The 24164-nt window shown below is 72.0% G+C and carries 16 protein-coding genes; 2 read left to right on the top strand and 14 right to left on the bottom strand.

Going from position 1 to position 24164, the window contains the following annotated elements; genetic code table 11:
* Positions 1-7: 7 nt before the first annotated feature.
* Positions 8-1138 (bottom strand): STAS domain-containing protein, encoded by a 1131-nt coding sequence (locus tag WME90_RS14215; RefSeq protein WP_437281647.1) that lies wholly within the window; start codon positions 1136-1138, stop codon positions 8-10.
* A 229-nt stretch (positions 1139-1367) separates the two neighbouring features.
* Between WME90_RS14215 and WME90_RS14210 the strand changes: the two genes are divergently transcribed.
* Both WME90_RS14210 and WME90_RS14205 read left to right on the top strand, forming a co-directional pair.
* Entirely contained in the window at positions 1368-2930 is a 1563-nt protein-coding gene (locus tag WME90_RS14210; protein WP_437281646.1) for a 3' terminal RNA ribose 2'-O-methyltransferase Hen1, read from the top strand.
* Positions 2927-5494 (top strand): polynucleotide kinase-phosphatase, encoded by a 2568-nt coding sequence (locus WME90_RS14205; RefSeq protein WP_437281645.1) that lies wholly within the window; start codon positions 2927-2929, stop codon positions 5492-5494. Before WME90_RS14210 ends, WME90_RS14205 begins: the two co-directional genes overlap by 4 nt.
* 108 nt (positions 5495-5602) lie before the next feature.
* Here WME90_RS14205 and WME90_RS14200 read toward each other — a convergent pair whose 3' ends face one another.
* From WME90_RS14200 to WME90_RS14140, 13 genes are all read right to left on the bottom strand, one after another.
* Entirely contained in the window at positions 5603-6673 is a 1071-nt protein-coding gene (locus WME90_RS14200; RefSeq protein ID WP_437281644.1) for a dockerin, read from the bottom strand.
* Positions 6674-6884: 211 nt separating this feature from the next.
* On the bottom strand, positions 6885-8450 hold the full coding sequence (locus WME90_RS14195; protein ID WP_437281643.1) for a cellulose binding domain-containing protein: 1566 nt from the start codon (positions 8448-8450) through the stop codon (positions 6885-6887).
* A 1135-nt stretch (positions 8451-9585) separates the two neighbouring features.
* On the bottom strand, positions 9586-10965 hold the full coding sequence (locus tag WME90_RS14190; RefSeq protein ID WP_437281642.1) for an MFS transporter: 1380 nt from the start codon (positions 10963-10965) through the stop codon (positions 9586-9588).
* A gap of 433 nt (positions 10966-11398) precedes the next feature.
* A complete protein-coding gene (locus tag WME90_RS14185) occupies positions 11399-14446 on the bottom strand; it encodes an ATP-binding protein (RefSeq protein ID WP_437281641.1) in 3048 nt (1015 codons plus the stop codon).
* The gene (locus WME90_RS14180) at positions 14443-14727 is read right to left on the bottom strand and encodes a hypothetical protein (RefSeq protein ID WP_437281640.1); all 285 of its coding nucleotides are present in this window, start codon (positions 14725-14727) and stop codon (positions 14443-14445) included. Before WME90_RS14180 ends, WME90_RS14185 begins: the two co-directional genes overlap by 4 nt.
* Before the next feature lie 105 nt (positions 14728-14832).
* Positions 14833-15795 (bottom strand): macrolide 2'-phosphotransferase, encoded by a 963-nt coding sequence (locus tag WME90_RS14175; protein ID WP_437281639.1) that lies wholly within the window; start codon positions 15793-15795, stop codon positions 14833-14835.
* Between the two features lie 481 nt (positions 15796-16276).
* Positions 16277-16624 carry a hypothetical protein gene (locus tag WME90_RS14170; RefSeq protein ID WP_437281638.1) on the bottom strand — a complete coding sequence of 116 codons (348 nt, stop codon included), beginning with the start codon at positions 16622-16624 and terminating at the stop codon, positions 16277-16279.
* Positions 16621-17685 (bottom strand): hypothetical protein, encoded by a 1065-nt coding sequence (locus WME90_RS14165; protein ID WP_437281637.1) that lies wholly within the window; start codon positions 17683-17685, stop codon positions 16621-16623. The genes WME90_RS14170 and WME90_RS14165 overlap by 4 nt, the downstream gene beginning before the upstream one ends.
* 19 nt (positions 17686-17704) lie before the next feature.
* Positions 17705-17929 (bottom strand): hypothetical protein, encoded by a 225-nt coding sequence (locus WME90_RS14160; RefSeq protein WP_437281636.1) that lies wholly within the window; start codon positions 17927-17929, stop codon positions 17705-17707.
* 287 nt (positions 17930-18216) lie between these two features.
* Positions 18217-19377: a DTW domain-containing protein gene (locus tag WME90_RS14155; protein ID WP_437281635.1), complete on the bottom strand. Its 1161-nt coding sequence runs from the start codon at positions 19375-19377 to the stop codon at positions 18217-18219.
* Between the two features lie 201 nt (positions 19378-19578).
* Positions 19579-20571: a methylmalonyl Co-A mutase-associated GTPase MeaB gene (meaB, locus tag WME90_RS14150; protein ID WP_437281634.1), complete on the bottom strand. Its 993-nt coding sequence runs from the start codon at positions 20569-20571 to the stop codon at positions 19579-19581.
* Between the two features lies 1 nt (position 20572).
* On the bottom strand, positions 20573-23221 hold the full coding sequence (scpA, locus tag WME90_RS14145) for a methylmalonyl-CoA mutase (protein WP_437281633.1): 2649 nt from the start codon (positions 23219-23221) through the stop codon (positions 20573-20575).
* Positions 23214-23666: a VOC family protein gene (locus WME90_RS14140; RefSeq protein ID WP_437281632.1), complete on the bottom strand. Its 453-nt coding sequence runs from the start codon at positions 23664-23666 to the stop codon at positions 23214-23216. The genes scpA and WME90_RS14140 overlap by 8 nt, the downstream gene beginning before the upstream one ends.
* Between the last annotated feature and the right edge of the window lie 498 nt (positions 23667-24164).

The following is a 24164-nucleotide window of genomic DNA, read 5'->3' as shown; positions in this document are numbered from 1 at the left end:
ATACCCGCTACCTCCCGCCAACTTCACCGCCAGCGGGCGCGTCCGACAGCGATCGGATGCACATCCGCAGCCCCTCGCGGAGGTTCCGCAGCGTGGTTACGGCGGCCAGATCGAGACCCAGCGACGTGATCAGCGCGGCCACCGCGGGGCGCACGCCAGTGATGACCCCCTTGGCGCCGAGCAGCTCGACCGCACGGATAATCCGGATCACGTGATCGGCCGTCTCGCCATCGATGCTGTCCACTCCCGTCATGTCGAGGATCGCATAGCGGGAGCCGGTCCTGACGATGGCGTCGAGCAGCTCCTCCGTGATCACCCCGGCCCTCACGCCGTCGATCGTGCCTATCAGCGGGAGCGTCAGCACGCCGTCCCACACCTGGATGATCGGGGTGGCGAGCGCGCGGAGCTCGTGCTGCTGCCGCTCGATCAACGACAGCTTCTCGCGGAGCTCGTGCTCGGTCCGCTGGAGCTCCTCGGCGATGCGGGCGCGCTCCTCGACCTCGCGCTTGAGCTTGTGCAGCGCGATCGCCAGATCCGTCTTCGTCGCCCGCTCCTCGTCGAGCAGGCGCTGCAGCCGCTCCTCCAGGCTGGTCGTGGCGGGGCGCACCGTAAACTCGTCGTGGGCATCGCCCCGGGCAGCGAACGACGTCTGCTCGACATCACACTCCTGCCCGAAGAGCCTCGTGCAGTACCCGGCCAGCTTGCCCGCCATCATGCTGCTGCCCCAGCAGACATCCAGCTCCCTCTGGTAAAGCGACTCCCACCCGTTCGCCACGCGGAAGCGAGCCTCCTTGCGCTCGCGATCCAGGGAGATCACCTGCCACACGCCCCAGCCCGCCGTGGCGGCGCCGAGGCCGAGCGCCTTGAAGCCCTCCTCGAACGTCGGATAACCGGAGAGATAGGTCCAGTCGTCGTCGATGCTGAGCCGCCCCCCGCTCTCCACGGCGAGGTTGAAGCGCTCGGTCCCCGCCATCCGCTGGAAGCCGGACATCAGGCCGACCACGCTGCTCGGCAGGAACATCGACACCGAGGGCACGCCGGCCCAGGTGCACTGCCCGCTGTCGAGATCCCACTCGACCGCCATGCCCTCGACGACGACGCGTATCTTCTTGTCCGAAGACGGAGAGCTCGTGTCCATGGATGCTCCGAGTTCGCGAGCTCGGGTGCTCGCCTGAAAGATTGTACCGGCTCGGCGTCCGGCAGTGCACTGCGCGTCGCCTGCCGACAGCCGCAGATCGGCTCTGGACATCGCATCGTTGCGACGGACACTGCGCCCCACGATCGGAGCAGGAGCGGAGCTCGCCGCGCCAGGCACGCGCAACCGAGCGTGCAATGCGTCGTCTCGCTCGCGTAGACTCGGGCCTCCGATGCTCCTCACGCTCACCACCACCCACCGGCCGGCCACCGATCTCGGCTACTTGCTCGTCAAGAACCCCGCGTACACGCAGTCGTTCCCGCTGTCGTTCGGCAAGGCGCACGTGTTCTATCCGGAGGCGACCGAGGAGCGCTGCACCGCCGCGCTCCTGCTCGACGTCGACCCCGTGGACCTCGTGCGCGGGCGCGGCGCGGGCGAGCCCGGGACGCTCGCGCAGTACGTGAACGACCGGCCCTACGTCGCCTCGTCGTTCCTGTCCGTGGCGATAGCGCAGGTCTTCGGCTCGGCGCTCGGCGGCAAGTGCCGCGACCGCCCGGAGCTCGCCGACGCGCCGATCCCCCTCTCCGCCACGGTCGAGGCCCTGCCGTGCCGCGGCGGCGAGGCGCTGCTCCGGCGGCTCTTCGAGCCGCTCGGGTACGAGGTCGCGGCGGAGCGCCTCCCGCTCGACGAGGCGTTCCCGGAGTGGGGCCAGAGCTCCTACCTGCGCGTCTCGCTCACGAGGACGTGCCGGCTCAGGGAGCTGCTCGCGCACCTCTACGTGCTCGTGCCCGTGCTCGACGACAAGAAGCACTACTACGTGGGCGACGCGGAGGTCGACAACCTCCTCGCGAAGGGCAAGGGGTGGCTCGCGGACCACCCCGAGCGCGAGGCGATCGCGCTCCGCTACCTGAAGCACAGCCGGCCGCTCTTCCGCGCCGCGCTCGCGCGGCTCGTGGCCGACGACGAGGCGAGCCCCGAGGAGGCCGAGGACGAGAAGGCCGCGCCCGAGGACCGGGGCGAGGCGCGGATGAGCCTCGACGAGGCGCGGCGCGAGGCCGTCGTCGCTGCGCTCCGCCGGGCCGAGGCGAGGAGCGTGCTCGACCTCGGCTGCGGCGAGGGCAAGCTGCTGAAGCGCCTCGTCGACGAGCGCGTCTTCGAGCGCGTCGCGGGCGCCGACGTCTCCATGCGCAGCCTCGAGATCGCCAAGAACCGGCTCCGCCTCGACGACCTGCCCGACAAGCAGCGGCGGCGCATCCAGCTCTTCCAGGCGTCGGTCACCTACCGCGACGCGCGCTTCTCGGGCCACGACGCGGTGACCCTCGTCGAGGTCATCGAGCACGTGGACCTCTCGCGGCTCGGCGCGCTCAGGCGCAGCGTCTTCGAGCACGCGCGGCCGCGCGTCGTCGTCGTGACCACCCCGAACGCCGAGTACAACGAGCGGTTCGAGGGGCTGCCGCGCGGCGCGCTCCGCCACGGCGACCACCGCTTCGAGTGGACGCGCGCCGAGTTCCACGCCTTCTGCGAGGGGGTCGCGAGCGCGCACGGCTACGCCGTCGAGCACCTGCCCATCGGCCCGATGGATCCCTCGCTCGGCGCGCCGACGCAAATGGCCGTCTTCACCCGCGAGGGCGCCGCGAACGGCGCGAACGGCGCGGGCGGCACGAACGGCACGAACGGCACGAACGGCACGAACGGCGCGGGCGGCACGAGCAGCGCGGGCGGCGGGAGCGGCCCAGAGGCCCAGGAGGGCGGCGCTGGCGGCGGCGCGGCGCACGCGACGGAGGCGGCGTCATGAGCCAGCAGGCCCCCCTCATCGTCCCTTCCCTCTCGCTCGTCGTGCTCGTCGGCGCGTCCGGCTCCGGCAAGAGCACGTTCGCGAGGGCGCACTTCAAGCCGACCGAGATCCTCTCGTCCGACCACTACCGCGGCGTCGTGTCCGACGACGAGAACGATCAGGCCGCCAGCGCGGCCGCCTTCGAGGTCCTGCACTTCATCGCGGGCAAGCGGCTCGCGTCGGGGCGGCTCGCCGTCGTCGACGCGACCAACGTGCAGGCGGACGCGCGCAGGCCGCTCGTCGCGCTCGCGCGCGAGCACCACGTGCTGCCGGTGGCCATCGTGCTCGACATGCCGGAGAAGCTCTGCCACGCGCGCAACGCGGGCCGATCGGACCGGCAGTTCGGCCCGCACGTCGTGCGGGGCCAGAGCCGCGAGCTGCGCCGCTCGCTCAAGGAGCTCCGGCGCGAGGGCTTCCGCTACGTGCACGTGCTCTCCTCGCCCGAGGAGGTGGAGGCGGCCACGATCGAGCGGCAGCGCCTGTGGACCGATCGCCGCGACGAGCGCGGCCCGTTCGACATCATCGGCGACGTCCACGGCTGCTTCGACGAGCTTGTCGAGCTGCTCGAGGCGCTCGGCTACAAGCTGGAGGGCCTGCCCGACGCGCCGCGCGCGTCGCACCCGGAGGGCCGGCGCGCGATCTTCCTCGGCGATCTCGTGGACCGCGGCCCGCGCTCGCCCGACGTGCTGCGCCTCGCGATGGCGATGGTCGAGGCGGGCGCCGCGCTCTGCGTGCCCGGCAACCACGACGTGAAGCTGCTCAAGAAGCTGCGCGGGCGCGACGTGCGGGCGACGCACGGGCTCGAGCGGACGCTCGAGCAGCTCGAGGCGGAGACGGACGCGTTCAAGGCGAAGGCCGCCGACTTCATCGACGGGCTCGTCAGCCACTACGTGCTCGACGACGGCAACCTCGCGGTCGCGCACGCGGGCGTGAAGGAGGCGTTCCAGGGCCGCGGCTCCGGGGCGGTGCGCGAGTTCTGCCTGTACGGCGAGACCACGGGCGAGACCGACGAGTACGGCCTGCCCGTGCGGTACAACTGGGCCTCGGAGTACCGCGGCAGGGCGATGGTGGTCTATGGCCACACGCCGACGACGGTGGCCGAGTGGGAGAACCGCACGATCTGCATCGACACGGGGTGCGTGTTCGGCGGCGCGCTCACGGCGCTCCGCTACCCGGAGCGCGAGCTCGTCGAGGTCAAGGCGCGCCGCGTGTACTACGAGCCGGCGAAGCCGCTCGCGCCTCTCGCGGGCGAGCCGAGGGCCGGATCGCGCGGGCAGGCCGACGACGTGCTCGACATCGACGACGTGCGGGGCCGGCGCGCGATCCGGACGCGGGTGCACGGCATGGTGACGATCCGCGAGGAGAACGCGGCGGCGGCGCTCGAGGCGATGAGCCGCTTCGCCGTGGATCCGCGGTGGCTCATCTACCTGCCGCCGACGATGTCGCCGAGCGAGACGTCGAAGGACGGGGGCCTGCTCGAGCACCCGCGCGAGGCGTTCGCGTACTTCCGGCAGAACGGCGTGGGGCGCGTCGTCTGCGAGGAGAAGCACATGGGGTCGCGCGCGGTGCTGGTCGTGTGCCGCGACGAGGCCGCGCGGCGGCGGAGGTTCCGCCTCGACGAGGGGCCGCTCGGCGTGTGCACGACGCGCACGGGCAGGCCGTTCTTCTCGGACGAGGCGCGGAGCCGGGAGCTCATCGACCGGGTGCGGGCGGCGATGGATCGGGCGGATCTGTGGGCCGAGCTGCGCACGGACTGGGTCTGCCTCGACGCGGAGCTCCTGCCCTGGTCGGCGAAGGCGCAGGATCTCCTGCGCGGGCAGTACGCCGCGGTGGGCTCGTCCGGCCGCGCGTCGCTCGACGCGGCGGTGCGGGCGCTGGAGATGGCCGCCGCGCGCGACGAGAGCGCGCGGGTGCTGCTCGAGCGGCACGCGGCCCGGAAGGCGGCGATGGACGGGTACGTGGCGGCCTACCGTCGCTACTGCTGGCCGGTGCGCTCGCTCTCGGACATCCGGCTGGCGCCCTTCCACCTGCTGGCGAGCGAGGGCGCGGTGCACGCGGCGCGGGACCACGGCTTCCACCTGCGGCAGCTCGCGCGCCTCTGCGAGGTGGATCCGGGGTTCTTCGTGCCGACCCCTCACCGCGTGGTCGACCTCTCGGACCCGGAGAGCGAGGCGCAGGCGGTGGCCTTCTGGACGGAGATGGTCGAGCGCGGCGGCGAAGGGATGGTGGTGAAGTCGTGGGAGTGGGTGGTCCGCGGCCCGCGCGGGCTCGTCCAGCCGGCGATCAAGTGCCGTGGGCCGGAGTACCTGCGCATCATCTACGGGCCGGAGTACCTGATGCCGCAGCACCTCGCGCGGCTGCGGAGCCGCAGCGTGTCGTCGAAGCGCGCGCTCGCGCTGCGGGAGTACGCGCTCGGCCTGGAGGCGCTCCAACGCTTCGTCGAGGGCGAGCCGCTCCATCGCGTGCACGAGTGTGTGTTCGGGGTGCTCGCGCTGGAGAGCGAGCCGGTCGATCCGCGGCTGTGATGGGAGACTGAGAATCGCCGTGGCCAGACGTCCAGCTGTCCATGGCCGGACGTCTGGCTGTCGAGCCAGGCCGCGCAAATCCCGAGGGACGCGCCGCGCCGGTGAGGCTCAGGGCACGGCCATCTCGAACGCCACCGCGTAGTTCGGCTGCGCGGTCCCCGTCATCGAGCCGACGAAGGGATCCGAGTCGCGCAGCTGGCCCGAGCGCCATGTCCGGCCCGAGAACGCCGTGCCGTCGCTGGTCATGGCGTAGCCGACCCAGACGCCCGTCGCGGGGAGATCGTTGCCGACCGTGATGCGCACCGTGTCGCCCGAGATCGCGACGGAGCTGATCGGGATCCTGGTGCTCGCCGTGCGGACCTCGAAGCCGCGCCCCTGCGCCCACTCGGTGAGCGTGCTCTGGTGCGGCGCGGGGAGCGAGCTGTCCCAGGCGAGCGGCGGCACGGGCACGTGGAAGTGCACCGTGATCACGCGACCGCTGCGCTCGACCCGCGTCGGCTGCAGCGGCTGCCAGTCACGGCCCAGCACGACCTTCTCGTTGTAGATCTGCCCGAGCTTCTCGCCGAGCCGCTCGTAGCCGATCGCCGTCATGTGGATGTTGTCGCTCGCGTACGGGTACTGGTACTTCGGCCCGGAGCAGATGATGTCGCCCGGGCGGTCGATCCCGGCCTGCCACTGCGCGAGCGTGGCCGCCGACCGCTGGTTCGAGCCGCTCGGATAGGCGTGCTGCTGCGACACGAACATCGGGATCGACCGGGTCTGCCCGGTCAGCGGCTTGAGATCGGCGTTGTAATCCGACCAGAGCTTGATGAGGTCGTTCTTGTAGCTCGAGCTGCCGGCGTCGGACTCGCCGTGGGTGATCACGATCGCGCCGACGCCGTACGTCTTGCCCGCCGCGCCGGCGAGGCGAGCGATCGCGGCGGCCTCGAAGAGCGACGCCGCGTAGGCCCGACCCGTCGTTCCGGTGTCGGTGGCGCCCTTCCGGATGACCGACATGGCCTGTCCGCTCTCGCCGACGACCGTATGAACGCTGATGTAATCGCCGCCCGTCGCGGCCTGCACCAGCGCCGTGATCTGGTCCCCCATGGCCGTGTGCGGCGACTCCCCGTAGATGTTACGCGGATACGCGCTCGGGTAGCCCGTGGCCAGCGCGCGGATGGGCTCGACGAGCGGCACCATGGAGAAAAAGCCCCCACCTTCGGCCAAAGTCCCCCCACCCCATCGCGCTCTCGTCCGTGCCCTCTGTGCCCCTCTGATTCCTTCTCTCACGAGGCCAGGAACGCGCTGCCGCAACTCGGCGACAGCGCGCTCCACGGCTGACTCGGGCCCGGGTGGCTCGGGCAGCGCGCGTCGCGGCGGGAGGCGGCCCGCGGGGAGCGGGCCCGCTTCATCACGGCGAGAGCGTGACGGACTTCGCGTCGAGCGCCACTTCGTAGTAGCCGTGCGGATCCCAGCTCAGCGGAACGCCGTTCTGCTTGAGCGTGCCCCCGGTGACCGTCACGCGCACGTACTTGCCAGGCGGGAAGTGATCGGGGAGCTGCCACGTGTAGGTCGTCGCGCCGCCGGACGTCGAGGGGGTGGCGGAGGAGACGGCCTTCTGACCGCGCCAGTAAGCGCCGACGTTGACCACGCTGTCGAGCCACATGTCGCCGAACGCCTTGGAGTGCTTGACGTGATCGATGAAGGCCTGGAGCTGCACGGGCTGATAGGCGCCGTCGGTGCCGCCGGTAAAGCCGTGAACAAGGACGGTGCGCCACTTCTTGGCGTCCCGCGCGCTCGTGACCTGCTGATCCATCGTCGCCGTGGAAGCGCCGGCCGGGGGGATGTAGCAGGGCAGCGTGAACGGATCGGTCGAGTCGTTCGGGCCGATGAGGTTGTTGGCCACGCCCCGGTTGATGAGGAAGCGCGTCCTGGCGATGTTCGTGTACACGGACGAGCCGTTCGGCGCCGCCATCGTCCACACCTTGGTGCCGAACCTGCTCTCGATGAACTGCGTCGCGGCGTCCGTATCGGCGCCGCTGTCGTTGCTCGAGTGGCTCTTCGTGTGGTTGCCGAGCTCGTGCCCGTCGCTCAGCGCCCTTTGCCACACGGCATTTGTCGACTCGCTCTTGCCGGTCTGAAGGTAGAAGGTGAACGGAACGTCGAGCGCGTTCAGCGTGTCGTAGTTCTGGATCTGGCTCGAGTTCGAGTCGTCGAACGTGTACGACACGGCGCCCGTGAAGCCGGCCCAGTTGATGACCCTGAACCCACCGGCCGCGCCGGACGGCTTCGCCACGTTGCTGGGGCCTGGCGGCGTCGGAAGGCCGGAGTTGACCACCGGGCCTCCACCGCCGCCGCCCGAGCCTCCGCCGCCGCCCGAGCCCCCGCCGCCGCCCGAGCCTCCGCTGCCGCCCGAGCCTCCGCTGCCGCCCGAGCCTCCGCTGCCGCCCGAGCCTCCGCTGCCGCCCGCGCCGCCTCCGCCGGAGCTGGCCGACGTGCTGCTGCTGGAGCTGCTCGAGGCGCTGCTGCTGGAGCTCGCCGACGTCGAGCCTCCGTTCCCGTTGCCGTTGACCGACGTGATCGAGGGCCTCCCCGTGCCGTTCGCGCAGAACCCCCAGGTCGTCGACGCCCCTGCTCCCAGCGACCCGTTGTAGCTCTCGTTGGTGGCGTTCAGCTGGCCGTTCGACTGCGTGACGCGCGCGTTCCACGAGTTGGCCAGCGTGGCGCCGTTGAGCGCGATCGCGAGGCCCCAGGAGGTGCTGGGCTTCGAGCTCGCGTTCTTCACGGTCACGTTGGCGCAGTACCCCGTCGGCCACTGCGACTGGTACGACAGCTCCGCTGACATCGTGGAGTCCGGGCTGAGCAGCTCGCCCTCCAGCGACAGGATCTCTTCGTCGTCCGGAGACGCGGCGATGCAGGCAGCCAGGCAGCAAGCGATCGAAACCGAGCCGAGGCTCAGCAGGCTAGCAAAGCGCATAAATTTTCTCCCAGGAGCGGCCGGACGGGCCGCAAGCAAGTTCCGTAAGGTGCCACGCCGACGTGCCGCGCGCAAAGCACATGACACGGAGCGCTCAATCAATCTCTCTCAGTTCCCGATTCCCAGCCGGTGACCCTTCGATCACACGACGTGCTGAGTCAAGCACAATTGTCCTCTCAAGCCAGCGACGCGTCAAATACCATGCTGTAGTTCAGTGTAACGAAGAAACACGGGGCACATCGGAGAGCCCGCAGCTCATCAGTGACAACGAAACTATTCATCAGTGTAATTCGCCGACATCGCGTCTCTCATGGCCATCCCCGGTTCCTTCATGAGAAGCTATTTCAACCATAGACGCACGGAGGACACCGAGGCCCCGCTGTGCCTCGCTGCCGCTGTGGTTCCTGCTCTCACGAGACCAGGGCTGCGCTTGAACGGTGCGGTAACGGAGCGCCCCTCCGCAGAATCGGACGAGGCCCTCGTCGACCGGGCTCATCCCGTGCCAGCGCTTGCGGTAGGCCCCCGTGGAGGGAGCTCGTCGCGCGGGGCGGCGACAGGCTGTTGTCTGAGCCCAAATGACGTGCTGTGTCCGGCGTGCGCAGCACGTCGGGCACAGCACGTCCAAGGCGAGTTCAGCCTGTCGCTGCCCCGCGCGACGAGCACCCTCCACGGGGGCCGGTCCGATCGTCGAGGCCTTACGCCCAACCAGGGACGAACCTGACCGACAACGTACTGACGCTGCACGGACCTCGCGCGCCGGCGCGCCCGGAAGGGCGCCCAAATCGCCGCGCGCGCCGGCTCGACTGCCGGGATGACGAGGGATGTTACGGCGACAAGGTCAGCGTGCCGCCATCCACCGTCACACGGAGGGACTTCCCCGCCGGGCGATGGGCGTCAATCGCGCGACGAACGCGATGCCATGGATCTCGATAGGTACGTTGGTGTCCTGCCGCGCGGGAGCTCGATCCGTGTCAGCGGAGCACACCGTCGTGCTCTACGGGCTCATCCGCGTCATCGGGCTCGCCGCTGCGTACTTTCTCTCGCGCCGGACGGCTGAGCCCGTATCCCAAGAATCTTCAGGGGCAGGAGGCGGCGACGGCGCGCGAGCGGCGCGCCGTCCGCCGGGAGATCGGCGTCAAGCCGCGCGATCGAGCTCGTCCCAGAGGCGCACGTCGCTCCGCTCTTTCAGGAAGATCCCGCCGACGACGACCGTGATGAGCGCCACCCCGATCGGATAGGCGAGCCCCGCGTAGATGTTGCCGGTCGCGACCGTCACCGACGAGGCGATGAGCGGCAAGAGCCCGCCGAACACGCCGTTGCCGACGTGGTACGGGATCGACAGCGACGTGTAACGCACCTTCGCGGGGAAGGCCTCGACCAGGTAGGCCGCGATGGGGCCGTAGACCATCGTGACGAACAGCACGAGCACGAACACGAGCGCGGTGAGCACGGCCGGGCTCTCCGCGTTCTGCTTCATCGCGTAGAACACCGGGTAGAAGCCGATCGCGCCGCACAGGTTGCCCGCGAGCATGATCTTCTTCCGGCCGATGCGATCCGAGAGCGCGCCGAAGAACACGAAGAACGGCATGCCGAGGGCGAGCGCGGTGGCGACGATGATCGTGGCCGTGACGAAGGGGACCTTCAGCGTGTTCTGCAGGAAGTAGAGCGCGTAGAACTGCCCCGTGTACCAGACCACACCCTGACCGGCCGTGGCGCCGAAGAGGGCGACCAGGATGACCTTCCAGTTGCGCTTGTTGCCGAGGCTGTCCTTGATGGGCGCGGTCGACGTCTTCCCCTCGGCCTTGAGCTTGGCGAAGATCGGCGACTCCTTGAGGCGGGTACGCACGTAGAAGGACACGGCGACGAGGAGCACCGACAGGAGGAACGGGATGCGCCAGCCCCAGTCCTTGAACGTGTCCTCGCCCACGATAAGGCGGGTCCCGAGGATCACCGCCAGCGAGACGAACAGGCCGAGCGTCGCCGTGATCTGGATGAACGAGGTGTAGAAGCCGCGCTTCTCGTCGGGCGAGTGCTCGGCGACGTACACCGCCGCCCCGCCGTACTCGCCGCCGAGCGCGAGGCCCTGAATGAGGCGGATCAGGACGAGCGCGAGCGGGGCGAAGAGCCCAATCTTCTCATACGTGGGGAGGAGACCGATCACCGCCGTCGCGCCGCCCATGAGCAGCAGCGTGACGAGGAACGCGTACTTCCGGCCGACGATATCGCCGACGCGCCCGAACACGAGCGCGCCGAACGGGCGGACGACGAAGCCCGTGGCGAAGGTGCCCAGCGTCAGCAGGAAGCTCGCGGTCGGGTTGTCCTTCGGGAAGAAGTGGGTCGAGATGATCGCGGCGAGACTCCCGAAGATATAGAAGTCGTACCACTCGATCATCGTGCCGCCAGCGGACGCGAAGATGACCTTCCAGAGCGTGGAGCTGCTGACGACCTCACGCCCGGCCGCGGGTGCGTGGCTCCCGGGAGCCACGGCAAAGGTTTGGGGAGACGTCTGTGCCATGGGAACGGTTCCTCGGAGGAGCTCCAGCGCTCTTCGAGAGGGCCGGAGACGGGCTTACAGGCGCGCCGAGCGGTAAAGAGGCAGCCAGGGTGTTGTTCATGGCTCCTCCTCCCCCGCACGCGAGGGAGGAGGAGGGGCCGGGCAGCGCGTGGCTCGATGCCCTGTCACCCCCGGCTCGCCGAATGCTGCTCTCTTTGATCTGAATACCACGCAAGCAGCCTTGAGAATACCCGTTCGTCCACGGGGCAAGCACGTGGGCGGCCTCGCTCGGCGACATCTCGTTACGATCGGTAACACCCGACGTCGCACAGCCACCGTTGAACCTTGCACCTCATCCTCATCCGCCTGCCCCACCCCGCCTCGACGACGCGGTGCGCGCGGCAGGCAGGCGGCAGGGCGCCGCCCCGAGGACGCCCGCGGCCTGGACGCGGGCTCACGGCTCCGCCTCGGGCCTCCGCCTCGCCTCGCTCGCGCCCGCGAGCGGCAGCCGGACGACGACCGTCGTCCCCCGCCCCACCGCGCTCCGCAGCGCCAGGGTCCCGCCGTGATCCTCGACGATCGAGCGAGAGAGGGGCAAGCCGAGCCCCGTGCCGCTCGGGTCGCGCTTCGTCGTCACGAACGGCTCCAGCACCGCGGCGAGGAGCTCCTCGGGGATGCCGCTGCCGTGGTCCTCGACCTCGACAACGATCTGGCCGGCCTCGATCCACCCCCGGACGGTGATGAGCGCGCCGGCCTCGGAGGCGTCGCGGGCGTTCGCGAGCAGGTTGACGAAGACCTGAACGAGCTCGCGCCGGTCGCCGATGACGACGAGCGACTCGGGGCAGGCCTGCTCCACCCCGACGTGGGGCGCCGCGCGGTCGAGCCGGATGAGCCGCACCGCCTCGGCGACCACCTCGGCGAGCGCCACGCGCCCGACCCGCGCGCGCGCGCCCTCGCCTGGCTTCGGCACGGCGCCGGTGCGGCTGTGGTCGAGCAGCGAGCGCAGGATGGCCTCGATGCGCGCCGCCTCGCCGAGGATGAGGCCCGCCCGCGCGCGGATCTCGTCGCTGTCGGACTCGGCGCGGAGGTTCTGCGCGAGGCAGGCGATGCCGGTGAGCGGGTTGCCGACCTCGTGGGCCACGCCGGCGGCGAGGCGGCCGAGCTGGGCGAGGCGATCGCGGTGGGCGAGCTGCGCCTCGAGCGCGCGCTGCTCGGTGCGGTCCTCCACGAGGAGGACCACGCCCCCGGAGGCGGCGCGCGCGTCGAGCGGGTCGAGCGCGGCGCGGTGGACGCGCAGCGAGCGCGCGCGGCCGGCCACGTGCGCCTCGATCTCGTCCGCGCCGCCCTCCCCCGCGGAGGCGGCGCGCGCGGCGCGCGCGAACAGCTCCGCGAACGGGGCCGGCAGCCGGTCGAGCGGCGCCCCGACGAGGTCGCGCTCCTCGACGCCGACGAGCGCCTCGAGGCGCCGGTTCACGAGGCTGATCGCGCCGTCGGACCCCACGGCACAGACGCCGAGGGGGAGCTGCGCGAGCACCGAGCGGAGCCATCGCCGCAGGAGATCGAGCTCCTTCGCCGCGCCGACGAACGTCGTCGTGGCCTCCCCGCGCGCGAGGCGCCGCTCCAGCCACCGGAGCTCCTCGGTGAGCGCGCCGCTCGCCGCCCTGCTGCCCAGCGCCGCGGGGGCGGCCTGCGCGTCCGCCTCCGCGGCCGTCCTCGCGAGCACCGGGCCGACGAGCGGCGACAGGTTGCGGTGCAGGCGCTCCTGGAGCGCGTGGAGCTCGGTGGCCCGCGTCTCGTCGCGCGGGATGTCGAGCTCGATCCGCGCGCGCGTGACCTCGAGGGCGGCCGCCTCGCGGCCGAGCAGCCGGGCGAGCCGCTCCTCCAGCGCGCCCACGCTCGAGGCCACGGTCGCGCGCTCGACCGACGGGCCTATCTCGCGGCGCGTGCACAGGCGCGCCGCCTCGCGCTCCTCCTCGGCCGGGGGGCGCAGGAGCGAGACGAGCCCGAGCGTGGCGCCGTTGACGGCGAGGGACACGAACGTGGGCAGCGACCAGGTGTCGATGGCCGCCGCGCGCGCCGCGTGCGCCGCGGGGTCGGCGAAGCCCGCGCCCTCGCGCAGGAGGTTGAGCCACCCGGGATCGAGCCCGGACAGCTCGGGCAGGAGCGGCGCGAGGCAGGTGGCCGTCCAGGTGAAGATGCCGGCCACGAGCCCGGCGAGGAAGCCCGCGCGCGTCGCGCGCTCCCAGAAGAGCGCGGCGAGGACCCCCGGAAGGAACTGCGCGAAGGCGACGAACGACACGATGCCGCTCTCGACGAGCAGCCCCCGGTGCGGCTGCGCGCGGTGAAAGAGCCACCCGCCGGCGAGGATGGCGGTCAGGAGGCCGCGGCGGAGCCACAGCACGCGCGCGTAGACGTTGCGGCGCAGCGTCCTCCGGGCGAGCGGCAGGAGCAGGTGCGTCGCGCTGGCGCTCGCGAGGGAGACGGCCGTGACCATGACCATCGCGCTCGCCGCGGAGATGCCGCCGATGAACGCGGCGAGCGCGAGCCAGCCCTGGCCGAGCAGCTGCGGCACGAGCAGCACGTAGCTGTCGGCGGGCTCGGCCGGCGCGAGGCGGGTCCCCGCCCAGAGGACGGGCAGGACGGGCAGGTTGAGCGCGAGCAGGAAGAGCGGGAAGGCCCAGGCCGCCCTGGAGAGCGCGCGGTCGCCTGCGCCGCTGGCGAACGCCATGTGCCACTGCCTCGGCAGCAGGAAGGCCGCGGCGAAGCTGATGACGAGCATCGAGGTCCAGCCGCTGTCCTCGCGCACGGGGCGCCCGAGCGCCTCGACCTCGGCCGCGTGGTCGCCGAGCCAGTCCGCGAGCCCGCCCGCCCCGCCGAACGCCCCGAGCACCGCGACGAGGCCCACGGCCGCGAGCACGGCGAGCTTCGCCGCCGACTCGAACGCGACCGCCGCCGCGAGGCCGTCCTCGCGCCCCTGCTCGGCGGCCGGGCGGGCGCCGAAGAACGCCGTGAAGAGCGTCAGCAGCGCCCAGAAGACGGCGCCGACGGCGTCCTCGTGCCCGGGCCCGGAGAGCACGCGGACCGACTGCTCTGTCGCGCGGAACTGCTGCGCGATGTAGGGCACGCTGGCGACGAGGGAGAAGGCCGCGACGAGCGCCCCGGCGGCGGGGCTCTGGAAGCGGAAGGCGAAGAGGTCGGCGAGCGAGGAGAGGCGCTGCTCGCGCGTGATGCGCAGGACGCGCGACCAGAGGAGCGGGGTGGCGATGCACGCGAGCGTCGGGCCCAGGTAGACCGCGAGGAAGACGAGGCCGTGGCGCTGCGCGAAGCCGACGCCGCCGTAGTAGGTCCACGACGAGGCGTAGACGCCGAGCGAGAGGGCGAGGACGAGCGGGTGGCGCGCGAGCGCGCGGGGGATCCGCTCGCGCTGCGCGGCGAGCGCGATCGCGGCGAGCACCGCCAGCCAGGCCACCGTGGCGAACAGCAGGACGCCGACGTCGATCACGGCGGCCCTCGATCACCGGGCGCGGGATCGCCGCGATCGCGCTCGCGCTCGCCGGGGGCGGGCTCGCCGCGCTCGGGGTCGACGCGGTCGACGCGGTCGGCGCGCGTCGCGAGCACGGCGAGCGCGATCAGCGCGGCCCACACCGCGAAGACCGCGGCCACCGCGAGCAGGCCGCGGGCCCAGAGCAGCCGCGCCGGCGACACGAGGAGCACCGTGCCCAGCAGCATGAGCACGAGCGCGCGATCCGCCGCACCGGCATCCGCGCCGTGTCCTCCGCTCATGCGGAGAGGCTACCCAGGGCCGCGGCGGCTGAACATGCGCGGGCTCACAACGCGACGCGTTATTTCAATCACCGGTGGGGCGCTGCGCGGCGCGCGCGCCTGCGCTCACCCGCTCTCGGCCGCGATCCCGGCGAGCAGGTTGCGCGCGTGCGCGATCACGCCCTCGTCGCCGGACTCGACGCCCCACTTCGCCGCGAGCGCGGGGAACGCCGCCCAGCGCTCGCTGGCGTGGACCGCGAGGCTGGGCCAGGTGGTCCCGCCGGCCGCCTCGAAGCGCGCGATGCACGCGTCGAGCGCGGCCTTGCCGAAGGCGCCGACGAAGAGCGCGAAGTCGACCGAGGGATCGCCGAGGTGGGCCTCGGTCCAGTCGAGGATCCCCGTGAGCCGGCCGCCCTCGTCGAGGAGCATGTGGCCGGGGTGGAGATCGCCGTGCACGAGGGCGAGGTGCCGCGGCCAGACCGCGTCGTTCTCGAGCCAGCGCTGCCACCGGGCCCACAGCGCCTCCGGCGGCGCCAGCACGGCGCGCGTCGCGTCCATGGCCCGCGCGTGGAGCGCGCGCGTGTCGTCGATGGACTTCACGGGGACGCCCGCCGAGAGCGCCTCCGCCGCGTCCACGCGCTGCAGCGCCGCGAGCGCCTCGGCCACCGACGCGACGAACGCGCCCGACGGCGCCGCCGGATCGACGCGGCTCCAGCGCGCGCCCGCCTCGGGATCGAAGGAGACCGCGGGCACGTCGCCGAGGCGCGGGTAGGCGATCACGTGGTCGGTGTGCACGCGCCAGTCGGGCACGGCCACCGGCAAGCGCGAGCGCACCAGGGCCAGGACGCGCGCCTCGACGCGGGCCGACGCGACCTCGGCGAGGCGGCGCGGCGTGCGCACGACCCACGGGACGCCGTCCTCGTCGTGGGCGTGCACGACGAGGAAGGCGAGCCCGCTCCGGTCGAAGTCGGCGTGGGACGTGGCGAGCCGGAGCCCCTCGCGGCGCGCCGCATCCAGGAGCGCGCCGGCGGAGTCGATGGGCGTGAAGGACGAAGGAGACGTGGACGGGGTGCTGGTACGTTCGGTCATGATCGCGAGCCTCTTCGCGCGCCGCCGCGACGGGCGGCGCGCGTGGATGGGGGGAAGACTCGCGGCGCGAGCTCACGACCGGCCGGGCGTGCGTGGCGTTCTCCTTCCGGGCTGCCGGGCGTGAGGCTCCGCACCCCGGCCTTCCCCGTTGCGGGAGGAGACAGGGCACGGACAGGCACCCGCGCGCTCGCCGCGTCGACCCGGCCGCGCCGGGGCTACGGGGAGGACGAGGATGCCGAGCTCAGCGCAGCCGGGAAAATGCCACGGCCGGAGCATCTCATGCGGAGCCCCGCGTCGCAACGGCGTTCAGGGCGCTCGGCCCCCTGCCGAACGCGAACGCAGCCATCGCCCGCTCCGCAATTGCGCTCGTCCTGCACTGGGCGCGCAGCACGTCTCCACCGCGTCGAGTCGCTCGGCACGCATTGCGCACCTCGCCATAAGGACGCTCTCGACGAGAGGGTTCCCCAGACCGCCCGCCATCTCAAGGCCAGCCCACGCGGCTCCGCAGCGCAAGGCCGAGCCCTACGCTCAGCGCGTTCGCGCAGAGCGCCCAACGGAATGCGCGGCGTAGGCCGAAGAGGCCGAGATAGCAACCTTCGGCCGCGACGGCGAACCCCTCGGCCGCCGCGAACATGGTCCAGTAGCCCTGGCGCGACAGGAGGCGCGGGAAGATGAACCAGACGATCGGGTGTGTGAGCGCGCTCGCGCCGAAGGCGGCGCAGAAGCGCACGGCGCGCCGTGCATCGAAGCGCTGCCGGCGCATCGCGGCGAGGTACACGGGCACCTCGACGATCTGCGTGAAGGCGAAGGCGACCGCCCAGCGCATCATGCGTACGACGGCGCGAGCGCCGTGGCTCGAGGGCTCGGCGAGCGCCGCTGTTGCCCCGGGTCGCCGGCGCCGACCATCCAGCGCCGCTCGATGAAGAGCCATGTGGCGGCCGCGAGCTCGAGGTGCCCGTGGAATACCGCGAATCGAAGGTAGCCGGCGCGCGCAGCCACGAGATCGAAGCAGGCCCATGCGATCAACGCGAGCGCGGCGGACGCCGTGAGCCAGAGGAACGGGCGCCCGAGATCGTCCGCGAGCGCTCTCCAGCTGCTCACGAATCCGCGCGGAGCGGGGCGGGGGCGATCGTCCTCGGGGACGAGCCTCAGCCACACCGCATAATGCACCGACTGAGCGAAGGCGTAGAGCAGGACGAGGCGGACGCCGAGGTCGCCCGGCGCGCGCGGCGCGAGGTCGCGCACGTGGGAGTAGATCGGCGCTCCGAGCCCGGGCAGCGCCGCGACCGCGGCGCGCCACAGCGGATCGAGGAGGCCTGTCGCGAGCGCGACCGACGACCCGAGGAACAGCGCGAGGGGCACGAGGTGCCAGCGTGTCCGCCGCGGCCGCCAGGCGCACCATAGCCCGACGGCGATGGCATTGTGGGCGTGCGCGAACACCAGCTCGGACCAGCCGCGGAAGGCCACGGCCACGGAGACGAGCGGCGCCAGGCAGGCAATCGCAATGGCGCGGCGGCAGCGCGTGCCCCTCGCGACAAAGGCCGCCACAACCGCCGCCAGGAGCCCGCACGCGAGGCGGCACGTCACCGCGCCCGCGGCGAGCGGCGCGGCCACCGCGAGCGCCGCGAGCCCGCGCCGATGGAGGCCCGGGCGCGCGACGAGGTAACGGACGTCCGCGAGCACGTGAGGGACGCCGAGCGCGATGGGACCGAGCGCCAACAGCCATGTCGGCGCCAGCAACGCGCCCGAGAGCGCCCACACGACGGCGATGGTCCCCAGCACCGACACACGGACGTCCCGGCGAGCGACCCAGGTGCCCACGTGGCGGCCCAGGAGGCGGAAGCAGGCGCGTCGCAGGCGGTCGAGCGGCGAGAGAATGACGTCCATCATGACGGGCGCTCGCGCTGCGTCACCCGAAGGCTTGGCTATGTCGCCGCCGGAGCGCGAGGGGCACCCCCACGAGTCCGGCGATGGCCAGGAAGCTCATCACGTAAGCGGCCACCGGCGTCGCCAGGGCGGCGGGGCCACCTCCGCCGCTGGCGGGGGGAATGACGTCCGCGTACGCCAGGCTGGTAGCGCCGAGCCATCCGGATACCACGGCCGCCGCCGAGATGAGACGATGTGCAGATTTCATAGTGTTCAGTCCTTCAGATTCGGGTTGTTGCTTGTTGCAGTCGAGCCAAGAAGCGCCTTCTCTGGCCCAGCAACGACTCGTTGAATGCACCCCTCATGCCCCGCTGCGCCCTCGGCCTTCGCTCGATGGGAGCTCGCCGGCTTTTGCTCGCTCGCGCAAGACGTTGCTTCAACGAGCAAAGCCGCGGCGCTCGTGCCGCTCGGGCTCGTCATGAACCGTGAATCCCCGGCGCCGGAGGAGACGCGGGCTATCCACGAGCGCGCCCGCTGGCTCGCTGCGGCGGGCGCTCATCCTCCCGGAAGCGCCGCGCCGTGGTCCTCTCCCGCGAGATCGAGCAGGCGCGCGAGGACGACCTCGAGCCACCCCACCGTGCGCCCGCACCGGCCGGCGCCCCGCGGCGCCGGCTCCCCCGCGTGGAGCGCCCGCGCCCCGCCGGCGATGCCGCCGGGCCGCCGGCGCATGTGGCGCGCGCAGAGCTCGCGAAGATCGAGGCACGGCGGGCGCCAGAGGCCCTCCTGCGCGAGCAGGTCCACCGTGAAGGCGCCCCAGGTCCCCAGCACGCCGCGGTCGCCGACGAACGCGCGGAACCGGCCCAGGGCGGCGCCCGCGTCCTCGCCGTCGCGCAGGCGGGCCTCGGGCACCTCGAGCTGGTGCGCGACGCTCGGGCCGAGCGGGCGCCGCGGGCGGAGGAACGCCTCGAAGCGCTCGCCCGACGCGCGGCAGGCCACCAGGTGCACGAGCTCGGACCTGGGCTCGGCCGCGCCGTCCGCTGCCGGCCAGCCGGCGTTGGCGCCGCCGTCGACGAGGACCAGCCTCGCCGGATCCGCGAGGTAGGGGCGCAGCGGCGCGAGCGGCGGGGGCGCCGGCGCGCGCCGCCGCCGCGGGGCGGTGCTCCGCGCCTGGTGCTCGATCTGCCGGTCGACCATGAACTCGAAGGCCCGCAGCATCGCGTCGAAGCGCGCGGGCTCGCCCTCGATCGCGCCGAGCGCGCTGGCCACCGCCTCGATCGTGGCGAGGCACTCGGGCCGCGGCTCCTTGCGGATGCGGTAGTTGCCCGGCGACCGGGGCGTTATGCCGATGCGGCGCACCGCCGCGAGGCGGGGGTTCAGCGCGAGCATCTTCCTCGCCTGCCACCACGTGCCGTCGACCACGATGAGCGAGCGCACGGGCGGCCCGTCCGCCGGGTGCGCGTCGCCTCCGGGATAGAGCACGGCCGTCGTCCGATCGCCGGCGAGGGCGGCGATCCTGGCGTCGTCCTCGAAGACCACCCCCTCGTGCAGCTCGGAGTTGGGCAGCGACAGGTGCGTCATTCGCGCCGTGCCGATGCCCACCCGCCGCTCGCGCGGGTGCTGGAGCAGCACGACCCGGGTCCTCGTCGGCAAGGAGGGCAGGAGCGCGCAATAGCAGACCGGACGGGGGCGCCGGCAGCGCCAGCAGACGTCGCGCATGGAGGCACCCTAGGCCGCGCTGGCCGCGAGGTCCATGACCTGCGGCTCCCGGCGCTCGTGCCGCGCGAGCCATGGTGAGAAGAGGAGAAGAAACGCAAAGACGCAAAGGCGCAAAGAGAAGGGATGAGCTCCATCCCTCTCCCTTGCGCCTTTGCGCCTTTGCGTTTCTTCTCCCTCTCGAGCTCTCGCAGCGCTCTCCCCTCAGCCCTTGCTGGCCGGCTCCCAGGCCTCCAGCAGCTGCCGCGCCGCGCGCAGCGGGCTGAGCGAGCCCGCCTCGACGAGGGCCTCCACGCCAGGCAGGCGCTCGCGCACGCCGGCGCTGCGCAGGAACACCTCCCGCAAATGCCCCTCGATGAGCTCGAAGAGCCAGCGGCGCGCCTGCGCGGCGCGGCGGCGCAAAAGCCAGCCGCTCTCCAGCATGTGCGCGCGGTGGCGCAGCACGATCTCCCACGCTTCGCGGACGCCGCGGCCCTCCTGGGCCGAGCACACGGAGACCACGGGCGCCCAGCCGTGAGGCGCCGGCGGGAACAGGTGCAGAGCGCTCTCGTAGTCTCGGCGCGCTCGCGCGACCCGGTCTTCGTTCCCGCCGTCGGCCTTGTTGATGATCACGAGATCGACGAGCTCCATGATACCCCGCTTCACGCCTTGCAGCTCGTCGCCGGCCCCGGGCAGCATGAGGAGCAGGAAGCAATCCGTCATGCCGGCGACCGCGACCTCGGATTGCCCGACACCGACGGTCTCGACAAGGATGTTGCGGTACCCGGCCGCCTCGCAGAGCAGGATGGCCTGGCGCGTGGCCCGCGCCACGCCGCCGAGCGAGCCGCCCGACGGCGAGGGGCGAATGAAGGCCCGCGGATCGCTGGCCAGCCGCGGCATCCGGGTCTTGTCGCCGAGGATGCTCCCGCCGTGGACAGGGCTGCTCGGGTCGACCGCGAGCACGGCGACGGTCTCCTCCCGATCGCGCACGAGGTGGACGCCGAGCGCGTCGACGAACGTGCTCTTGCCGACGCCAGGCACGCCGGTGATGCCGAGGCGCGTGGCGCGGCCGCCGTGGGGCAGGCAGAGCTCCAGGACCTCCTCGGCGAGCTCCTGGTGGCGGGGGAGCGAGCTCTCGGCCAGCGTGATGGCGCGCGCGAGCGCCGCGCGGTCGCCCGTGAGGAGACCGTCGACGAGCTGCCTCGGGCTCGGCTTCAACCTAGCGAGCCTCCTGCAAGGAGAGGCTCTTAAGGAGGGTCCGGACGATCCGCGCCGCGGCCTCGGGGATGACCGTCCCGGGCCCGAAGACGCCGGCGACGCCGCGCTCCTCGAGATAGCGGTAGTCCTGCGGCGGGATCACGCCGCCCGCCACCACGAGGATATCGCCGCGGCCGGCCTCCCCGAGCGCCTCGATGAGCCGGGGCACCAGGGTCTTGTGGCCGCCGGCGAGCGAGGAGATCCCGACCACGTGGACGTCGTTCTCGACGGCGTGGCGGGCCACCTCGTCCGGGGTCTGGAAGAGAGGGCCGATATCGACGTCGAACCCGAGATCAGCAAAGGCGGTGGCGATGACCTTCATGCCCCGGTCGTGCCCGTCTTGACCCATCTTGGCGACAAGGATGCGCGGGCGGCGGCCCTCGAGGGCGGCGAACTCGCGCACGAGCGCCTCCACCTCGCGGCCAGCGCCCGCGTCCCGCATCTCCGCGCCGTACACGCCGCTCACCGTGCGCACCGGGGCTTCATAGCGGCCGAAGGCGCGCTCGAGCGCGTCGGAGATCTCGCCGAGCGTCGCGCGGCGCCGCGCGGCGTCGACGGCGAGCGCCAGCAGGTTCCCCTCGCCCGTCTCGGCAGAGCGGGTGAGCGCGGCGAGCGACTCGCCCACCGCGGCCTCCGCGCGCGCGGCCTTCACCTCGCGCAGCCGCGCGAGCTGCTTCTCGCGAACCGCTGTGTTGTCCACCTCGCGGAGCTCGATCGGCGCCTCCCTCTCCAGCCGATACGCGTTGACCCCGACGATGATGTCGCGGCCCGCGTCGATGCGGGCCTGCTTGCGGGCCGCCGCCTCCTCGATGCGCAGCTTGGGCAGGCCGTTCTCGATGGCCTTGACCATGCCGCCCAGGGACTCCACCTCCTGGATGAACTGCCACGCTCTCCTGGCGAGCCGGTCCGTCAGGCGCTCGACGTGGTGGGAGCCGCCCCACGGGTCGATGACCCGGCAGATATCGGTCTCCCGTTGCAAGAACAGCTGGGTGTCTCGCGCGACCTTGGCCGAGAAATCCGAGGGGAGCGCCAGCGCCTCGTCCAGGGCGTTCGTGTGCAGCGACTGCGTACCCCCGAGCACGGCCGCGAGCGCCTCGATGGCCGTCCGCGTGATGTTGTTGAACGGGTCCTGCTCGGTGAGGCTCCAGCCCGACGTCTGGCAGTGGGTCCGCAGCGCCAGGGACTTCTGGTTCTTCGGGTGGAAGCCCTTCACGATCTTCGCCCACAGGAGCCGCGCCGCCCGCAGCTTGGCGATCTCGGTGAAATGGTCCATCCCGATGCCGAAGAAGAACGAGAACCGCCCGGCGAAATCGTCGATATCCATGCCCGACGCGATCCCGGTGCGCAGGTACTCGAGGCCGTCGGCGAGCGTGTACGCGAGCTCCAGCTCGGCGGTCGCGCCGGCTTCCTGCATGTGATAGCCGCTGATGCTGATCGAGTTGAACCTGGGTGTCTTCTCGGCGGTGTAACGGAAGATGTCTGCGACGATCCTCATCGACGGCGCCGGCGGGTAGATATAGGTGTTCCGGACCATGAACTCCTTGAGGATGTCGTTCTGGATGGTCCCGGAGAGGAGCTCGGGGCGCACGCCCTGCTCCTCGGCGGCGACGAGGTAAAACGCCATGATGGGGAGCACGGCGCCGTTCATCGTCATCGACACGCTCATCGTATCGAGCGGGATCTGATCGAAGAGGATCTTCATATCCTCGACGGTGTCGATGGCCACGCCGGCCTTCCCCACGTCGCCGACCACGCGCGGGTGATCCGAGTCGTAGCCGCGGTGGGTCGCGAGGTCGAAGGCGACCGAGAGCCCGGTCTGCCCTGCGGCCAGGTTGCGCCGGTAGAACGCGTTCGACTCCTCGGCCGTCGAATACCCGGCGTACTGGCGGACGGTCCACGGGCGGACCACGTACATGCTTGTATACGGCCCGCGCAGGAACGGCGGCGTGCCGGCGGAGAAGCCGAGGTGCTCGAGCGACGCGACGTCCGGCGGGGCCGCGCTCGGCTCGGGGATCTCCATCGTGTCGTCGATCTGCCGCACCGCCGCTCGCGCGAGGCTGTGCGCGAGCTGCTCGATGTACCAGGAGCCGGCCGCAGGGCTGTCTCCGGCGTCGAAGCGCGCCTCCTCGCGGAGGATGACCCGCGCGTTGCCGAGCAGGCGCTCGGGCGGGATGACGACGATGTCGTCCGCGCCGCCCGCGATGGCCGCCATCATCCCGACGATACCGCGGAGGAGGTTCTTGTGGTCCTCGTCGCCGGGGACCGCGGCGGACGGGACGGAGGCGGTGATCGTGGCGCCCGGCCGCAGGCGCGCGGCCAGGAGGCGCGCGGCGCGGAGGCGGGCTATCTCGAAGAAATAGCTGCACCCCATCGTGAAGCGCAGCTCCGGCGCGCCGCTCCGGAGCTCGGCCACGAGGGAGGCCACGAGCGGGCCGCCGGTGGCCGGCGGCAGCGGGGGGCTATCCGGCGCGAAGATCGGCGGCACGAGGAGCCCCTCGGCGCTCGCCCAGGAGAGATCGTCCGCCGTCTTGCCCTTGAGATCCCGCTGGAGCGCCTGCTTCCAGGTCGCGAGCGCGACCGGCGCGAACTCGGCGAAGAGCTTGTCATCCATGAGACTGCACGACCTCGATGAGGTGACCGAACGGCGCGTCCTCGCGCGATCTGGGGTGCACGAAGAAGATCGTCGTGCCCCGGGAGCCCGGCCGGGGCGCCGCGTCGATGACGCGGAAGCCGCGCGCCTTGAGCTCGTCGAAGGCGACCTGAACGTCGCTGACCCGGTAGGCGACGTGGGCGAAGCCCCCGCGACCGCCGTTCTTGTCGATGAGCTTCTGCACGGGAGACTCGGGAGACAGCGGCTCGAGGAGCTGAACGTGGTTGTCGCTGTCGCCGATACGGAGCATCACCTCGCGGACCTGATCCGTGCCCCGCACCTCCTCCCGGTGGACCTCGCGGAAGCCGAGCATCTCGTACGCCTTCACCTGCGCGTCGAGCTGCCCGGCGGGCACCGCCATGGCGATGTGGTCGATGAACAGAAACCCGGGAATCTGGTCCTTCATGGGCTCTCCTTGGATCGGGATCGCGCGGCGGTGGCGCTGGCGCGGCGGCCGGCCGCATCCGGGGCAGCTCGCCCGGAACGAGGAGCGCGCCAGGGTGCCCAAGAACGCCGTGCCAGTTCCCCAAATTCCGCTAACGACATCCTTGACGCCCTGTGCTCATGGCCTGCCTCGTCCGAGCGCCGCACCAGCGCGGATCGGCAGTGTTGGGAAAGCAGAATGTCTCGGAAATGCCAAGCTGGAGCTGCTGCGGCCGGCGTGGCGACGATGTAGGTGTCCGCCCTCTCCTCTTGAAAAGCCAGCGAAAGCGGCGGGGTAGGCCGTGCCGAGACGACGCGCCATGCGCGCAGCTTGCGTCGCGGAGCGGGGCGGCGGCAAGGGCAGCGCGCGGCCGCTGGCCCGCATGGCCGCCCTTGGCGAGCGATGGGCTGCGTGCGTGGGCCGGCGTTATTATAGACTCGCACGGACGCGCGCGACGCGGCATGAGCGCGCTCGGGCAAC

It is taken from the genome of Sorangium sp. So ce375 (genome assembly GCF_051473855.1).
Taxonomy (GTDB): domain Bacteria; phylum Myxococcota_A; class Polyangia; order Polyangiales; family Polyangiaceae; genus Sorangium.
The sequence above is the reverse complement of the archived record's forward strand: the minus strand, read 5'-3'. Positions and strand labels throughout refer to the sequence as shown.

Bases quoted from the DNA above. Each gene is read 5' to 3' on its own strand.
- WME90_RS14215 (WP_437281647.1), bottom strand. From the start codon at position 1,138: ATGGACACGAGCTCTCCGTCTTCGGACAAGAAGATACGCGTCGTCGTC.
- WME90_RS14210 (WP_437281646.1), top strand. From the start codon at position 1,368: ATGCTCCTCACGCTCACCACCACCCACCGGCCGGCCACCGATCTCGGC.
- WME90_RS14205 (WP_437281645.1), top strand. From the start codon at position 2,927: ATGAGCCAGCAGGCCCCCCTCATCGTCCCTTCCCTCTCGCTCGTCGTG.
- WME90_RS14200 (WP_437281644.1), bottom strand. From the start codon at position 6,673: ATGGTGCCGCTCGTCGAGCCCATCCGCGCGCTGGCCACGGGCTACCCG.
- WME90_RS14195 (WP_437281643.1), bottom strand. From the start codon at position 8,450: ATGCGCTTTGCTAGCCTGCTGAGCCTCGGCTCGGTTTCGATCGCTTGC.
- WME90_RS14190 (WP_437281642.1), bottom strand. From the start codon at position 10,965: ATGGCACAGACGTCTCCCCAAACCTTTGCCGTGGCTCCCGGGAGCCAC.
- WME90_RS14180 (WP_437281640.1), bottom strand. From the start codon at position 14,727: ATGAGCGGAGGACACGGCGCGGATGCCGGTGCGGCGGATCGCGCGCTC.
- WME90_RS14175 (WP_437281639.1), bottom strand. From the start codon at position 15,795: ATGACCGAACGTACCAGCACCCCGTCCACGTCTCCTTCGTCCTTCACG.
- WME90_RS14170 (WP_437281638.1), bottom strand. From the start codon at position 16,624: ATGATGCGCTGGGCGGTCGCCTTCGCCTTCACGCAGATCGTCGAGGTG.
- WME90_RS14165 (WP_437281637.1), bottom strand. From the start codon at position 17,685: ATGATGGACGTCATTCTCTCGCCGCTCGACCGCCTGCGACGCGCCTGC.
- WME90_RS14160 (WP_437281636.1), bottom strand. From the start codon at position 17,929: ATGAAATCTGCACATCGTCTCATCTCGGCGGCGGCCGTGGTATCCGGA.
- WME90_RS14155 (WP_437281635.1), bottom strand. From the start codon at position 19,377: ATGCGCGACGTCTGCTGGCGCTGCCGGCGCCCCCGTCCGGTCTGCTAT.
- scpA (WP_437281633.1), bottom strand. From the start codon at position 23,221: ATGGATGACAAGCTCTTCGCCGAGTTCGCGCCGGTCGCGCTCGCGACC.
- WME90_RS14140 (WP_437281632.1), bottom strand. From the start codon at position 23,666: ATGAAGGACCAGATTCCCGGGTTTCTGTTCATCGACCACATCGCCATG.